16 protein-coding genes are annotated in these 15,702 nt (G+C 37.8%); 6 read left to right on the forward strand and 10 right to left on the reverse strand.

Features of this window, described 5'->3' with window-relative positions:
- Nucleotides 1–5: 5 nt before the first annotated feature.
- The 5 genes from LVD15_RS14455 to LVD15_RS14475 all read right to left on the reverse strand — a co-directional run bounded on the left by LVD15_RS14455 (nt 6) and on the right by LVD15_RS14475 (nt 3,070).
- Complete coding sequence (locus LVD15_RS14455) at nt 6–455, reverse strand: MarR family winged helix-turn-helix transcriptional regulator (RefSeq protein ID WP_233775938.1); 450 nt, start codon at nt 453–455, stop codon at nt 6–8.
- A 141-nt stretch (nt 456–596) separates the two neighbouring features.
- Nucleotides 597–1,178 carry a YceI family protein gene (locus LVD15_RS14460; protein WP_233775939.1) on the reverse strand — a complete coding sequence of 194 codons (582 nt, stop codon included), beginning with the start codon at nt 1,176–1,178 and terminating at the stop codon, nt 597–599.
- A gap of 138 nt (nt 1,179–1,316) precedes the next feature.
- Nucleotides 1,317–1,571 (reverse strand): RNA-binding regulator, encoded by a 255-nt coding sequence (gene rbp / locus LVD15_RS14465; protein ID WP_202245897.1) that lies wholly within the window; start codon nt 1,569–1,571, stop codon nt 1,317–1,319.
- Nucleotides 1,572–1,805: 234 nt separating this feature from the next.
- Nucleotides 1,806–2,315: an endonuclease V gene (locus tag LVD15_RS14470; RefSeq protein ID WP_233775940.1), complete on the reverse strand. Its 510-nt coding sequence runs from the start codon at nt 2,313–2,315 to the stop codon at nt 1,806–1,808.
- A gap of 32 nt (nt 2,316–2,347) precedes the next feature.
- Nucleotides 2,348–3,070, reverse strand: coding sequence for a tRNA1(Val) (adenine(37)-N6)-methyltransferase (locus tag LVD15_RS14475; RefSeq protein ID WP_233775941.1), 723 nt, complete (start codon nt 3,068–3,070; stop codon nt 2,348–2,350).
- Between the two features lie 119 nt (nt 3,071–3,189).
- On the opposite strand from LVD15_RS14475, the gene LVD15_RS14480 reads away from it, so the two are divergent.
- The 5 genes from LVD15_RS14480 to LVD15_RS27135 all read left to right on the forward strand — a co-directional run bounded on the left by LVD15_RS14480 (nt 3,190) and on the right by LVD15_RS27135 (nt 8,510).
- A complete protein-coding gene (locus tag LVD15_RS14480; RefSeq protein ID WP_233775942.1) occupies nt 3,190–4,878 on the forward strand; it encodes a formate--tetrahydrofolate ligase in 1,689 nt (562 codons plus the stop codon).
- A 61-nt stretch (nt 4,879–4,939) separates the two neighbouring features.
- Entirely contained in the window at nt 4,940–5,821 is an 882-nt protein-coding gene (fdhD, locus tag LVD15_RS14485; protein WP_233775943.1) for a formate dehydrogenase accessory sulfurtransferase FdhD, read from the forward strand.
- Nucleotides 5,822–5,828: 7 nt separating this feature from the next.
- Nucleotides 5,829–6,194 carry a DUF7009 family protein gene (locus LVD15_RS14490; protein WP_233775944.1) on the forward strand — a complete coding sequence of 122 codons (366 nt, stop codon included), beginning with the start codon at nt 5,829–5,831 and terminating at the stop codon, nt 6,192–6,194.
- Nucleotides 6,195–6,211: 17 nt separating this feature from the next.
- Nucleotides 6,212–7,363, forward strand: coding sequence for a molybdopterin-dependent oxidoreductase (locus LVD15_RS27130; RefSeq protein WP_306416717.1), 1,152 nt, complete (start codon nt 6,212–6,214; stop codon nt 7,361–7,363).
- Entirely contained in the window at nt 7,344–8,510 is a 1,167-nt protein-coding gene (locus tag LVD15_RS27135; protein ID WP_306416718.1) for a molybdopterin dinucleotide binding domain-containing protein, read from the forward strand. The genes LVD15_RS27130 and LVD15_RS27135 overlap by 20 nt, the downstream gene beginning before the upstream one ends.
- 59 nt (nt 8,511–8,569) lie before the next feature.
- On the opposite strand, the gene LVD15_RS14500 is transcribed toward LVD15_RS27135, so the two are convergent.
- Nucleotides 8,570–9,358, reverse strand: coding sequence for a PKD domain-containing protein (locus LVD15_RS14500; RefSeq protein ID WP_233775945.1), 789 nt, complete (start codon nt 9,356–9,358; stop codon nt 8,570–8,572).
- 256 nt (nt 9,359–9,614) lie between these two features.
- On the opposite strand from LVD15_RS14500, the gene LVD15_RS14505 reads away from it, so the two are divergent.
- Nucleotides 9,615–12,605, forward strand: coding sequence for a sensor histidine kinase (locus LVD15_RS14505; RefSeq protein ID WP_233775946.1), 2,991 nt, complete (start codon nt 9,615–9,617; stop codon nt 12,603–12,605).
- Nucleotides 12,606–12,631: 26 nt separating this feature from the next.
- Here LVD15_RS14505 and LVD15_RS14510 read toward each other — a convergent pair whose 3' ends face one another.
- The 4 genes from LVD15_RS14510 to argH all read right to left on the reverse strand — a co-directional run bounded on the left by LVD15_RS14510 (nt 12,632) and on the right by argH (nt 15,623).
- Nucleotides 12,632–13,255, reverse strand: a complete 624-nt coding sequence (locus LVD15_RS14510; RefSeq protein WP_233775947.1) for a hypothetical protein — start codon at nt 13,253–13,255, stop codon at nt 12,632–12,634.
- Nucleotides 13,252–13,503: a hypothetical protein gene (locus LVD15_RS14515; RefSeq protein ID WP_233775948.1), complete on the reverse strand. Its 252-nt coding sequence runs from the start codon at nt 13,501–13,503 to the stop codon at nt 13,252–13,254. The genes LVD15_RS14510 and LVD15_RS14515 overlap by 4 nt, the downstream gene beginning before the upstream one ends.
- A 234-nt stretch (nt 13,504–13,737) precedes the next feature.
- Nucleotides 13,738–14,313: a hypothetical protein gene (locus LVD15_RS14520; protein ID WP_233775949.1), complete on the reverse strand. Its 576-nt coding sequence runs from the start codon at nt 14,311–14,313 to the stop codon at nt 13,738–13,740.
- Between the two features lie 26 nt (nt 14,314–14,339).
- Nucleotides 14,340–15,623: an argininosuccinate lyase gene (gene argH / locus LVD15_RS14525; RefSeq protein ID WP_233775950.1), complete on the reverse strand. Its 1,284-nt coding sequence runs from the start codon at nt 15,621–15,623 to the stop codon at nt 14,340–14,342.
- Nucleotides 15,624–15,702 lie beyond the last annotated feature (79 nt).

Consider the following 15,702-nt stretch of genomic DNA (forward strand, 5'->3'; position numbering starts at 1 on the left):
GAGGGTTAGCCTCTTACTTTATCCAATAATTCACTTAGCTGCTTGGCTTCCTCTTCAGTAAGAGAGCCTAAATGCTCATTTAGCTTTTTTACTTCTGTGTCCATGCTCTCAAGAAGTTGAAGGCCTTCATTGGTGATCACTACATCTACTAACCTTCTATCATCGGGGCATACTGTTTTTTGAACCCAGCCTTTCAAGGTCAACCTGTCTACTATACGCGAAACATCTGAGTTCTTGTCTAGCATTCTGTCTTTTATGCCAGAAGTTGATATAGATTTAGGGTGTTGTCCTCGCAAAATTCTAAGGACGTTATATTGTTGGTTAGTAATATTATATGGTTTGAAGAAGTCCTTCTGCATGTTGTTAACAAAACCTGAGGTAAAAATCAGGTTAAGCGTGGCCTTCTGACATTCGCTGGTAAATTTAGATTGCTTTATTTCTTCTTCAAATTTCATATTTATTTTTTAGGGGATTTCAAAAATAGAGGTTTTCCACTTTTAAAGTCAAGCGAGGCTATCGAATTATTAACAAACTTATTGTGAAATAATTCGATAACCTCCTATCAACTTGTCTAATATACAGTTTTTTAAGACATTTTAAGCCTTTTTCTGCAACTCTACGTTACTAGTGATTTCTACTTCTTCACCTACAAGTAAACCACCTGCATCAAGTGTAGCGTTCCATTTCATTCCATATTCTGTTCTGTCAATAGTTCCAGTAATTTGGAAACCAGCTTTTGTATTTCCGTAAGGATCTACTACAGTACCATTATATTTTACATCAAAAGTTACTGTTTTAGTAACGCCTAATAAGGTGAAATCACCTGTTAGTTTATATTTTTTACCGCTTTTTTTAAGCTTTCCTTTAAAAGTAAGCTCAGGGTATTTAGCTACGTTAAAAAAGTCTTCTGATTTTAAGTGCTCATTTCTTTGTTCTACGTCAGTATCAATAGAAGCTGTTTTAGCAGTGAATGTGATCTCAGCGCCATCAAAATCGTCAGATGAAGAAGTTACTCCACCATCAAATTCTTGGAATGAACCTTCTACTTCACTTATGGTCATGTGAGATACGCTAAAGCCTATTTTTGTGTGTGCTTTATCAAGATCCCATTTAGTTTGTGCAGAAACTGCTGTTGCAGCAATTACTAATGCAAATAGACTGAATAATACTTTTTTCATCTCTGTGTAATGTTTTAAAATTTATGTCTGCAAATATATACGATGTTTTAACATTAATGTTCAAACAATGAAATATTTTTTAAAAAAACGGCCTCAAAAAATGAGGTCGTTTTCAAATACCGATAAATTTATTAATGATTAATAACTTTCAGTCTTAGGTCTTGCTTCTTTAACAACTATGGTTCTGCCGTCAAATTCTGATTCATTAAGTGTGCTTATGGCTTCTTTAGCCGCTGCATCATCAGGCATTTCTACGAATCCAAAACCTTTAGATCGTTGTGTTTCTCTGTCAAAGATTACTTTAGCTGAGGTCACTTCACCAAAAGCTTCAAATTGTCTTTGTAGGGCTTCGCTAGTTGTTCGGTAGTTTAACTTTGCTACAAAAATGTTCATTGTAAAATAAATTAAATAAATTAAAACTGCTTGAGAAATAGAGTGTAGCAAAGGTCATTTTGTTGTAGAGCCAACGCTAGTACTGTATAAATGCACAAACATTAATATAAAGATAAGAAAGAGTTTGATTAAAACTAATTATAATAGCACAAGATTATTAACATATTTGATAATAATTATATCTATTCCGTTAAATAATTAGTTTTTTACATGAATTCAGGTGTGTTTAATTAATTATTCAGGAAGAGCTTCTCTTGTTTTTTTGTCAAGTAATTTCAATAATGTTGGCATTCTGAAAGGCCCATCCATTTTTTTTATGTGATTATAGGCTTCATCTGCACCCATTCCTGCCGCTGTAATGTAGAGTGGATTTTTGCTTTCTCCTCTGTACAACTCTCTTACTAATTTGCTGTTATCATGGAAGCCAGACTTAGCCACCCCTATAATGGGAATTTTAGAAGCTAAGGCTTGGTGCAGGTGAGCACCTAACCCCGGCTTACCAGTATCTGTCAGGGTAACATATCCATCAATTATTATTGCATGTATTTCAAATTCCACTTTATTTAACAGACTTAAGATGCAAGGAAGCTCTCTTTTATAGAACTCACCTGGTTGATAGTCAGCTACACCTTCGGTTATTTCTGATAGTATGCTATGTGGAGTAGCATCTTCCCAGTTTTCAAAAAGAAGACATACTGTTTTTGCTTTGTTATTAAAGTAATAGGAATCAAATGCTAATATCATTTTGCGTTATTTGTGAAATGGAGAGATCGGTTTTATAGTTTTAAGTAGAAGTCTTTAGTGAGTTCTTTATAAGCATCGCTCCATTCATTATTCATATTATAGTGTATGAGTTGATTTTCAGTAGGTTGTTTTTCTATTCTGGAAAATTCTAAGAGCCACCTTTCTTGAGGTTTACTTTCTTTACTGAAAAAGGCTGTTTTTCTATTAATAAATAATTCATAGGCCTTTGATTTTTTCATCAATGATAGACCTTCATTATAGGGTAGAATGAGGCTAAATCTGCCACCCTTTGAAAGTAGTTGATTTACCGAACTCAGCAGTTCATTCTGACTTAAGGAGTGATTGTGCCGTGCTTGATGTCGTTCATCTGTCTGCGCCTTAGTACCTCCTTGCTCAAAATATGGTGGATTTGTAATGATCAAATCAAAGGAATGTGGTGTTTTGCTATTGGCCAATTCCTGCAATGATATCCTGTGCGCAGTGAGTCTGTCGTGCCAGAGAGAAGCTTTGAAATTATAGATTGCTTCTGTTGTGGCGGCTTCACTTACATCAATAGCTTCTATATTACAGTGTTCACATCTTTGTGCTATCATTAGCGCAATAAGACCAGTGCCTGTACCTATATCAAGTGCTTTTCTGGTACCATCTACCGAGGCCCACGCACCAATGAGAACACCATCAGTACCTACTTTCATGGCTGTGTTTTCCTGTTTTACAGAAAATTGTTTGAAGTCGAATTGGTGTTTTCTGCGCATGTGTTATTTAAAAGCTCAAAATTAGCCAGAATCTATAAAGGACCGACAATGCAGCCTAAAACCTTTCATTTTAGAATGGGAATTATATCTTTGTTAGCCGCTAAAAACCGTGAAACCACATGTCAACAAAACAAACCTATAAATCAGACTTAGAAATAGCGCAATCCACTGATCTAAAGCATATTAAGGAAATAGCGCAGTCAGTAGGAATAAGCGAAGATGAGCTTGAAATGTATGGAAAGTACAAAGCCAAGCTTCCTCTGAATCTGGTTAATGAAGAAAAAATTGCGCAAAGCACCCTCATTTTAGTTACGGCTATGACGCCCACACCAGCAGGAGAGGGTAAAACCACCACTTCAATTGGTCTGGCAGAAGGACTTAATAAATTGGGTAAGCAAGCTACAGTGGTGCTTAGAGAGCCATCTTTAGGGCCTGTATTTGGAATGAAAGGAGGTGCAGCCGGTGGAGGTTACAGTCAGGTGGTGCCTATGGAAGATATTAACTTACATTTTACCGGAGATTTTGCGGCTATTGAAAAGGCTAATAATCTCCTGGCTGCTTTGATTGATAATAACATTCAAACGAAGACTAATAACCTGGGTATTGATCCGCGTACTGTAGAGTGGAAGCGAGTGATGGATATGAATGATCGCGGCCTTAGAAATATAGTGACCGGAATGGGTGGTAAATCTGGTGGGATGATGCGGGAGACCGGTTTTAATATTACAGCGGCTTCTGAGATTATGGCTATTTTATGTCTGGCTAAAGATATTGAGGATCTTAAACAAAAGATCGGTAATATCTACATAGGAGATACTTATGATGGCAAGGCTGTTTTTGTGAAAGACCTTGGAGCGCAGGGAGCCATGACAGCTTTGTTAAAAGAGGCTATTAAACCCAATTTGGTGCAGACACTGGAGGGGAACCCTGCTATCATACATGGTGGGCCGTTTGCTAACATTGCTCAAGGAACTAACTCTATCATAGCTACTAAAATGGGTATGTCACTCACTCCTTACGTGGTTACAGAGGCTGGTTTTGGAGCCGACCTGGGAGCTGAGAAGTTTTTAAATATTAAATGTGGTTATGCTGGCTTTTCGCCAAAAGCGATTGTGGTGGTAGCTACGGTAAGAGCACTCAAATATCATGGAGGGCAAAAGCTGGAGAATCTTAAAGAGAAAAATACCATGCATTTGGTGAAGGGCTTGGCTAACCTGGAAAAGCATCTTGAGAATGTTAAATTATATGGTGTTCAGCCTGTAGTGTCTGTCAATCGATTCTCTTCTGACTCTGATGAGGAGGTGGAAATAGTAAAAGAAAGATGTACGGAGTTAGGTATTAAAGTGGCAGTCTCTGAAGGTTGGGAGCATGGAGGTGAAGGTACTACTCAGCTGGCTTCAGAAGTGCTAAAGGCAGTAGAAGAATGTACGCAACCTTATAAGCCTGTATATGAGTGGAGCTGGTCTATAGAAGATAAAATAGAAGCAGTAGCCCGTAAAGTATATGGAGCCAGGGAAGTAGAGTTTTTGCCTAAAGCCAAACAAAATTTAAAGAAAATCGCTCGGATAGGGCTTAATGACAAGCCAATTTGCATCGCTAAAACGCAGAGCTCATTGAGCGATGATCCGAATGAGCTAGGCAGACCTCAAAACTTTACACTTACCGTGCGCGAGATAGAAATTGCTACCGGAGCAGGTTTCTGTATTCCTATAACCGGCAATATGCTGAGGATGCCCGGCCTGCCAGCGGTACCCGCTGCTGTTCAGATGGATATAGATAATGATGGTAAAATATCTGGTTTGAGCTAAGCGAAGATAAATCCTGACCGCTTTACTTGTAATCTGAAATAGTGATTTTTAGATTAACAACATGTATATTTATAGAATGAGTAGTATGCGTGTTGAAGCTACATCTATAAAAAAATATTCTGATCAGCAATACCAATCTAAGCCAGACCTACTGGCAGTAGAAGAGCCCCTGGAGCTTAGATTAGGCTATGGCGAGGAGTATAACCGCAAGGAGCAAAAGCTTATGGTAACCATGCGCACGCCCGGAAATGATGAGGAGTTGGTAGCTGGTTTTTTGTATACTGAAGGAATAATAAGTGTTGCCGCAGATATTCTTTCAATAAAGCCTTGTAGCCGTGTAGAAAGTGAAGAGGAGCGTGGTAACGTAATTAGAGTTGAATTACACCCTGGTGTGAAATTCGACTCCGCTTCAGTTCAGAGAAATTTTTATATGACTTCTAGTTGTGGGGTGTGTGGCAAAAGCTCTATAGCATCAGTACAGCAGTCATGCGAGGTGATTAGCAATGTTCTTAAGGTGTCAGAAATGTCTATTATGGATGCGCCACGACAATTAAGAGCAGAGCAGAATGTTTTTGAACACACAGGAGGGTTACATGCAGCAGGCTTGTTTTCTGAGTCTGGCAAATTAATTAGGCTGAGAGAAGATGTTGGTAGGCACAATGCACTTGATAAACTTATTGGTAGTAGCCTTTTAGAACCGGCATCTGTAGCACTGGAAAATGCCTTTATTTTAGTAAGCGGACGAGCCAGTTTTGAACTGGTGCAAAAGGCTGCTGTAGCTCATGTACCTATACTGTTGGCTGTTGGGGCGCCTTCCAGCTTGGCAGTAAACCTGGCTAAACAAATTAATATGACACTCGTGGGCTTTATCAAGTCCGGAGGTTTTAATATTTATCATGGGGAGAAAAGAGTAGGGGAGAAACTCGAACATTTTAAACATTAAATTGACCATGAAAATTAGAATTAAAGGAAACTCTTTGAGATTTAGGCTTTCGCAAAGTGAAGTAGGTATTATGCAAAAGGAGCGGATGGTGAGTGATAGCATTGACTTTGGTGATAGGAAGTTGATTTACGGGATGGAGGTGACGGATAATGATGACATATCTGTAGATTTTAATGGCTCTTTTATCACTGTAAAGGTGCCTGAAAAAACGTTAAGCGACTGGGTGAATACGGAAGAGGTGGGTTTTACTACTCAAATACCTTTGCCTCAGGGAGATACGCTTAAGGTGTTAGTAGAGAAGGATTTTCAGTGCCTAAAAGCCAGGGAAGGAGAAAATGAAGAAGATCTTTATAAAAATCCTATGGCAAAATAACCATGAATTAAACGGCTATGGATAAGAAAAGAGTAAAAGCACAGCCGCCAGAAGACCATGATAATAAATTGTCATATGGTCGTCCGCCTGAGGTAGCTGCAGGTATTGCAGCTATCAAGTCATCTTTAAAACATGTGTTTGGAGAGGTGGGCATAGTAGGAGGAACCAAAGCCTTGCTTAAGCTCAATCAGTTCGACGGTTTTGACTGTCCGGGCTGTGCCTGGCCTGATCCTGATAAGCACCGATCTATAGCCGAATTTTGTGAAAATGGAGCAAAAGCTGTCGCAGAGGAGGCTACTAAAGCCAGAGTAGATGCTGAATTCTTTGCTAGCTATTCTGTGCAGGAGCTTTCAGAATGGTCTGATTATGAAATCGGCAAGAGCGGCAGAATTACTGATCCCATGATTTTAAAGCCGGGCAGTAGTCACTACGAGCCTATAGCCTGGAATGATGCCTTTCAAATTATAGCTAAACATTTGAAAACTTTACCATCTCCTGATGAGGCTATATTTTACACTTCTGGCCGCACTAGTAATGAAGCGGCCTTTCTTTATCAATTATTTGTAAGGCAGTATGGTACTAATAATTTGCCTGACTGCTCTAATATGTGTCATGAATCCAGTGGTGCTGGCCTTTCAGAAACCGTAGGTATAGGTAAAGGCTCGGTGAAGTTGGAAGATTTTAATCTGGCTGAAGTGATTATGATTATGGGGCAAAACCCAGGAACGAATCACCCGAGAATGCTCACAGCGCTTGAAAAGGCAAAGCAACAAGGGGCTAAGATCGTTACTATAAATCCACTGCCTGAAGTAGGTCTTATGAAGTTCAAGCATCCTCAAAATGTAAATGATATGCTTGGTGGTGGCTCTAAGATCACTGATTACTTTTTGCAAGTAAGAATTAATGCTGATGTAGCCCTGTTAAAGGCATTGATGATTATGCTGTATCAAATGGAAGAAGAGAACCCCGGTACAGTACTCGATCATCAATTTATAGCTAATAAAACTGCTGGTTATGAAGAGTTTAAGGTTGACCTTCTGAGTCATAATTTAAATGAACTTATTAATCAGACTGGAGTAAGTGAGCAATCCATACGAGAAGTAGCTGAATTATTAGCTGCCAAAAAAGAAGATTATCATTTGTTGGGCCATGGGCCTTACTCAGCATAAAAATGCAGTGGATAACATACGTGAGGTGGTTAATTTACTTTTGCTTAAAGGTAGCATAGGTAAACCAGGTGCCGGAACTTGCCCGGTAAGAGGCCATAGTAATGTGCAGGGAGATAGAACAGTAGGCATTTGGGAAAAACTGAAGCCTTCATTTGCTCAAAAACTGAAAGGTTCTTTTCATTTTACTCCTCCGGAAAAAGATGGATATGATGTGGTCAATGCACTGAAGGCTATGCATGAAGGTAAAGCGAAGGTGTTTTTTGCTATGGGGGGGAACTTCCTTTCAGCTACACCTGATACGGAGTATACGGCTACGGCATTAATGAATTGTGATTTAACGGTGCAAGTATCTACTAAGCTGAATAGAAGTCATTTAGTGCATGGTAAAACAGCGGTTATATTGCCATGCTTGGGAAGAACCGAGCGTGATATACAGCAATCCGGTCAGCAGTTTGTTTCTGTAGAGAACTCTACAGGGGTGGTTCATAGCTCCAGGGGCAATAAAAAGCCTGCATCAGATAATTTACTCAGTGAGCCTATGATCGTGGCTGAGTTGGCTAAGCATACATTAGGAGAGAAAAGTACCGTAGATTGGTCTGAAATGGTTTCAAACTATGATTATATAAGAGATGCCATTGAAATGACCTGCCCGGGTTTTGAAGATTATAATGAAAGGGTGCGTGAGCCAGGTGGTTTTTATCTGCCAAATGGAGCAAGAGAAGCCGAATTTCATACCAATACTAAAAAGGCCAATTTTACTATTAATGAGTTAGCTGATCATCAATTGAGAGAAGATCAATATTTGATGATGACTATCAGGAGCCATGATCAGTATAATACTACTATTTACGGCCTGCATGACAGGTACAGAGGCATTCATTATGATAGGAGAGTGGTGCTGATGAATGAAAGCGATATGCTAAAGGCAGGCATAAAACCAGAGCAAAAAGTGGATCTGATCAGTAAGTATGATGGTGTTGAACGATTGGCCAGTAGTTTTTTAGTTATTCCCTATGATATACCTACTAAATGTGTGGCTACTTATTTTCCTGAAGCTAACGTGCTAGTGCCTTATAATCAATATGCTAAGAAAAGCAATACCCCTATATCTAAGTCTGTGGTGATAGAAATAAGGCGTAAAATTTAATAGTAAAACCCCTTTGGAATTTGAGGGGCTTTACTATTTTAATTATTGTAATCTGAATATTAGTACTTCTGTACTTTAATATCTACTAAAAGTCGCTCGCTATCACGGTTCTTGGTTTTTATTGCACCTTTTCTTCCTGCTTCAGTTTGGAATAAAATGACATTGGGTATAGAGTTGCTGCTGAAGCCTTCTCCATCATCTTGAGTAACTGTAAATTCAGATAACTCTTCATCATCATCCATTGCATCAAAATCATCCGCAGTCATAATAACTTCAGATTGATAATTTATGAAATAGGTTTCTGTGGCATTAGGAATATAGAAATTTGAGGAAGCAGGACTTTCAAAAAAGTTTACAGAAGAACCGAAACTACCAAAAGTAATGTTTACAGAAGCTCCGTTTTCTTCCGAAATTTGACTGTCAGTATAAACTACCCCGTCTTCAATAGAAAAGAACCTTCCGTAAGTTGCATCTCCTTCTTCTATACCAAATTCAACGTCACTAAACTCTAATATGGCACTGTTGCCATTAATAGATAGAGTAGTTGTAGATTGGTCTTCATTACTCCCACTTATCGCAGTCAGAGTGATTTCAAAATTTCCTGCTTTGTCAATTGTTATTTCGGAAGGGGTCTGGTCTGTAGAAGTTGCAACAGATGCTCCCTCAGAAAACTCCCAGCTATAAGAAGAGGCCCCTGTAGAATTGTTGATGATAACCAGTTCTGCGTTAGGAGATTCTCCGACTATGGAGGCTGAGAAATCGGCGACAAGTGGAGTTTCGTCATCATCATCTGAACATGATAGCATTAGCGTACTTGCTGCAATGATTATCGCTAGTAATTTTTTCATAAAAAAAATGGTTATTGTTCTAGTTTAAAAAGTTTGAGCTAAACTAAATTAAAATATTTAGAAATGATAGGTTTTGTATAATTGTTAGTCTAATTTCTCGGAATTAAACGCTAGCAATTGATAATTTTAAAACACTGAAGTTGATGTTAGTGGATTATTTTTAGTGAAATCATGGTTACAATTAACCTTTTTATTTTATTAATATATCTTAGAAGCATTGTATATTGTGAGTAGTCTATTCTATTTTATGTAATTTATGAGGGCACTTTTTATTCTTTTTATAAGTGCATTAGTTACTCATACATCACATTCTCAAAATTTTCAGAAGACAGTATATGGAGTAGAGGAGGGAGTAGTAACTCACTTAATCAAAGCAGTAGAGTTTGATTCCCTCGGGTTTTTATGGATAGGAACAGATGAAGGCCTAGTACGGTACGATGGCCGGGAATTTCAAAGCTACGCACAAGCCACACCAAGCAGGTACCTTAAAGATATAGTAAATACCGGCGGTCAGTTATTGGCCGTTTCAGATCTTGGAATTACTGAAATTATTCCTGGTATTAATGATGTAAGTTTTAAGTCATATATTAAGGGTGGCCTGTATATGACTGATTCCACCTTATGGTACCCCAAAAAGATCTTTATTGATAGTAAGTCAAATCAATGGGTGTCCGAGCCCGGTAGTATCGTAAAACTTCACGGAAATCAATTTAAAAGATACACTTTTGGTGTCCGCGATTTTTCCCACAGTTTTCTTGGCTCTTTTTCCTTTTTTGAAATAGGAGATCAGCTTTATATTCTTACTTATAGAGGCCATGTGTTTCATTATGATGAAACAGCCGATGAGTTTAAAGAACTATCTCTTCAATCAGATATTCCCTTGGTGAATGTTAATATCTGCTTTAATTTGAATGATACTATTTTAGTAGGAGACCTTAACGGAGTGCATAAGTTATGGCAATCAGAGGACGGTTTTCATGCTAACGTATTGAATAGCTTGCCTGTAAAGGAGGTGTCTAATATAGTGAGGTATGACAGTACTCAGTTGCTGATTGGTACTTTCAGAAATGAGTTGATGGTAGTTAAGGAGCGTGACTTGTCAGTTCAAACGAGGTTCAATATTTTAAGGTCTAACGATATATTGGTTAATCAGGATGGTAATTTTTGGGTAGGCTCTGATGAAGGATTGGTGATGCTTAAGAAGAATTACTTTAAGGAAGTTAACGATGATAACTATTATGTGGAGGCGATAATGCCTTTAGGAAATAAAATATATTACTCCTATAAAGACGCCCTGATTAAATTAGAAAGAGATGATGGTGGGTATAAAAAGTCCACTATAGTAAGAGGTAATAATGAATTTTTTATAGCCATTGCAGCAAAAGGCTCTGATGTCTGGTTAAGCAATAAGTTTAATGTATTGCATTTGAAAAATGATGTCATTACAGATACCATTAAGTTATCTAATGAAATGAGTTTTATATCATTTCTGTACGCTGACAGTAAAGATAATTTATGGATACATCAACAAAACGTAGATGGTGTTTTTCGATTAGACTCAAAGGGCAATTTGAAACATTACGGAGAAAAGGAAGGAATACACGGAATGCTAGTGTCTGGAAATGAGGTGAATGGGACTATGTATTTTGGGAGTATTGGCACTGACTCTTACTTGTATAAGTATGATGTTGACATAGATAGATTTGTTAATGTCAGTGTGCCTATAAGATTCCAGGTAAATTCAAATTTTGAGATTAATGACATTGTAGAAAAGAATGATACTATCTGGCTAGCTACCTCAGATGGCCTTATTCACTATACTAATGATAATGTAAATCGCTTAAATCTAGGTAGTATGACTAAGGTGCCTGTGAAAGCTGTTGCAGTAGAGAATGATATTTTATGGCTGGCTAATACATTGGGAGTAATTAGAGTAGATTTAGCTAAAAAGCAAAGCTATATCACTTTTGGTAAGGATTCAGGCCTGCCATCCAGCTCTGGCAACACCCGGGACTTGCGGGTCGATAGTAATGGTACCAAGTGGGTAGGAACGGCACGTGGTCTATCCGCTTCAGTGCATGGTAATCAGAAGTTTAATATTACCCAAAAGCCATTTTTGACTGCTGTGGTAATAAACGGCAGAGAGTGGAGCTTAAATGATATTGGTGATAAGTCTATACCCAATCACTCTATAGCAGAGTTGCATTTTCTTTCATTGACATTTCCCGGGTCATTACTTACCTATCAATATAAAATGGCTGATAGCAGTGCGTGGATTGACTTGGATTTAAATAATATAGTTAAGCTCAACGAGCTTGATGCAGGGGCTTATAAACTGCAGGTGAGAGCTCGCCAAAGTGGTAATTATCTATGGAGTGAGCCAGAAGAGATCAGTTTTATTGTAGCTGAGCCTTTTTATTCCAGATGGTGGTTTGTGGCCATTTGTCTGGTAGGCACTTTTATTATCATCTATCTTTTATCTGCATTCTATTCTTATAGACTGAGAAAGGCACAAGACAGGTTAAATGCGGTAGTAGAAGACCGGACGGCTCAGCTTAAATTGTCTAATCAGCAACTTCGTCAGACTAATAAGGAGTTAGATATGTTTGTTTATTCCGCCTCTCATGATTTAAAAGCACCTCTTTCTTCAATGATAGGGCTACTTAACTTATATAACCTTGAAGATACCCAGAAGGCTAAAGATGAACTTATAGAAAGGATGAGGGAGAGCATTATTAAGCTAGATTCTTTTATAAAGGATGTGATTGCTTACTCTAAAAACTCACGCCTTGATGTGATCAAAGAAGAGGTTAACTTTCACGAAATAATTAGTGAGGTGTTTGGCATCTACAAATACCTAAACCACTTCAATAAAATTAAAAGAATAGTGAAGGTGGAGCAAGGAGTTTACTTCTCTGATAAAAACCGCCTTCGCATCATATTCAATAATCTTATTTCTAACAGTATCAGGTACTGTGATGTAAATAAGGAACACTCGCTGGTTGAAATATCGGTATATAAGAGCAATGGATTCATACACATTTCGGTTTGTGATAACGGTATTGGTATTCCTGAGCAGTATCAGAAAAATATATTTGAAATGTTTTACCGTGCAGATGAATCCCGATCAGGGTCTGGGCTGGGGCTGTATATCGTGAAAGAAGCCGTAACCTTGCTTAACGGTGAAATAGAAGTAGAGTCTACCCCAGGAGAAGGAACTTCTTTTAGGGTGAAGATACCTTCATAGGAAATGATTTTGTTGAAAAGGGCTTTTTATCTTGCCCTAATTTTTGCTTTCACTACCCGTGGTGATTGCTCGGCAAGTACATAGGCCAGGTACTCTTCGTGATTGATCTTGTCGTTACCTTTTATGGAGTCTATAATCTTTTCATATTGGTCAAAGCCGAGCTGCATAGAGGCAAAAGTGTGGATAGATTCCTGATCCAATTGGTCTTTAAGCTTACTGGCCAGTGATTGAGAATCTTGGAAATTGAGCATTACTATTTTCTCTAAAGAAGCCGCTGTAGCTGATTTTTTAGCTTTTGTAAGCCAGTCATGTATGGTGAGTACGCCCTGATCAAAAAAAGTGACGTTTACTTTTTGAATTATGGCTTCAAAGCCGAATACTCCAAATATCGAATACCAGATCCATCTCGGACCTATCAGTAAAAATGAAGTTTGGCTGCTGCCTGGTGCAGGCAGGTTGTTGTCTATAAGGTTGGCGGATAGTAAAGTAGTGATAATGTTGCCTATCACCATTATAAGGATGTAAAATATGAATGAAGAAGTGATAATACTTCTCAGATCATTAGTTTTTGCATCTATTGATATTTGTATGGTTGCTAGTAAAACTGATAATAAAGAACTTACAACGAGAGCGCAGGCTACGTCATTCATCTAACCATTTTTTCGATTTCTAATCCTTCTCTGGTAGGATAGAATTTATCAAAATCATGAAAGGCTGAAGGTTGTCGGTTAATAAGGCCAAGCATCTCAAGTTCATTCAAACTAGCTTCAATAGAGGCAGGATTACTCTGCCTCTCCAGTTCAGATCTGGATAATATCCTTGACTTCAGAATTCGTTTAAACAAATTCAACATATCTGGTTTTGCCAGTAAACTAATCAATTCATTATCTCTACCCATGACGCTAAATATATCGCTTTTCTATAATATAATCTATGATCTTAACGATTTATTGATGATTATGGTTCTGTTTCAACCTATATCTTTAAGTGAAAAATAGTGTAATATGAAGATATACAGATGCTTATATTCTCTAAGTTTCAAAACCCTTTCTAACTCTTAATAATAATATTATCTGGTTGAAAATTACACCTGTTTTTGCACGTGACTATTTCATATATTGCTTTTATAGGTTTAACGTAAGCATTGAGTTAATTCTTCCCAGTCATAGCTATCATTTAGGTCCGGACAGTATCCAATATTTCCGTATCCTTTAACAAAATTGAGTGTATTTTCATTGGAAAGGCTATAAATCATTTTAAACTTATCTCCTGAACTAAAATCTCTAAAATCTAAATTTAAAGTGGTGTCAGATTTGAGTATTAAGCTAGACTGATGGGTGATATGTCGATTTTGATCTAAGACGATCATATCAAAATACGTTTCGGACTCAGGCGAAAGGTGTAAACTTAAGTGACTAACTACCGGATTAGGGTAAGCCGTAATTCTTAAATTAGATTCTTTAGAGATTCCTGAGTTGGTTATTTCAGTCTCATTTTGCTGCTCGTCTAAAATTCCAAAACCTTCTATGTTCTCGTTATCTGTAGAAAGCCATTGGTCTGAAGCGTCAAAGCCGAATTCCCCATTATCTTGTCCATGCTCAGTAGTCAATACAAAAGAATTAATCTTGAGTACTGACTCATCATCTTTGCTGCAGGATGCTGCGAATATGGATGAAATTGCCAATATATAAATGAGTGTTTTAATCATTAATTTTTAGTGTTTATTAATAAAATTCAATTGAATGCTTTCTCCATTTTCTCAATAATTTTATCATTACACAGGTTGCCTATGCTGCCTTCATGGGTATGATGTACTTCTTTGCTGGGAGAATAGTTACCTTCTTCTATCTCTTTTCCTACTTTTTGATAAGCTTCTCTAAATGACAGGCCATTCTGTACTTCTTTATTTACCACTTCTACGCTATACAGATAATCATACTTAGGATCATTAATGGCTTCTTTATTGATGATAATATGCTGAAGCATGAATTCACAAATCTGAAGGCATGATTTTAACTCGAAAAGGCCTGCAAAAAGGCTTTCTTTTAAGAGTTGGAAATCTCTGTGGTAGCCGCTAGGCAAGTTATTAGTGATCAGAGTGAGTTCAGTAGGCAGGGCCTGGATTTTATTGCATTTTCCTCTGATTAGCTCAAACACGTCAGGATTCTTTTTGTGCGGCATAATGCTAGAACCTGTGGTGAGGTGAGCAGGGAAAGTGAGGAATCCGAAATTTTGACTCATATACAAGCATACATCCATAGCAAATTTAGCTAAGGTGCCGGCTGTACTGGCTAGGGCGAAGCTTACCGATTTTTCCAGTTTACCACGACTCATTTGGGCAGCTACGGAGTTATATTTTAAGGTAGCAAATTCAAGCTTATGTGTAGTAGATGTTCTGTTAATAGGAAATGAGCTGCCGTAACCTGCTGCTGATCCCAAAGGATTTTGATCAGATATTTTAAAAGCGGCATTTAGAAAATGAATGTCGTCAATTAAAGCTTCTGCGTAAGCACCAAACCACATGCCAAATGAAGAAGGCATGGCGATTTGCAGGTGGGTATAGCCAGGGATAAGCACGTCCTTATGCTCATTGCTGAGTGAAATTAAACGATCAAATAGCTCTTTTACCAGGCTTTTGATAGTGAATAATTCTTCTTTGCAGAATAGGTGCATGTCTACCAAAACCTGGTCATTACGAGAACGGGCGGTATGTATCTTTTTACCTGCTTCTCCTAACTTCTCGGTAAGTTGATGTTCTATTTTAGAGTGTACATCTTCAAAACTTTCTTCTATAGTAAAGCCACCTGATTCAATATTGGCAAGGATGGCTCTGATTTCTTTATCGATGTCTTTGATGTCCTCATCAGTGAGTATGCCCACTTCATGTAGCATTTGTGCATGAGCTAGTGAGCCTAGCGCATCATATTTTGCCAGGTGCAGGTCTAGCTGTCTATCATTACCTACTGTAAATTCCTCTACTGCACTTTCTATTTTATATCCTTTGTCCCAAAGTTTCATATCTATATTGTTTGTGTATTAATCACGATATTAGATTTTCTTTTAACCTTATTTATCCTCATGATTATGATAAGGATGC

The organism is Fulvivirga maritima, assembly GCF_021389955.1.
GTDB lineage: Bacteria > Bacteroidota > Bacteroidia > Cytophagales > Cyclobacteriaceae > Fulvivirga > Fulvivirga maritima.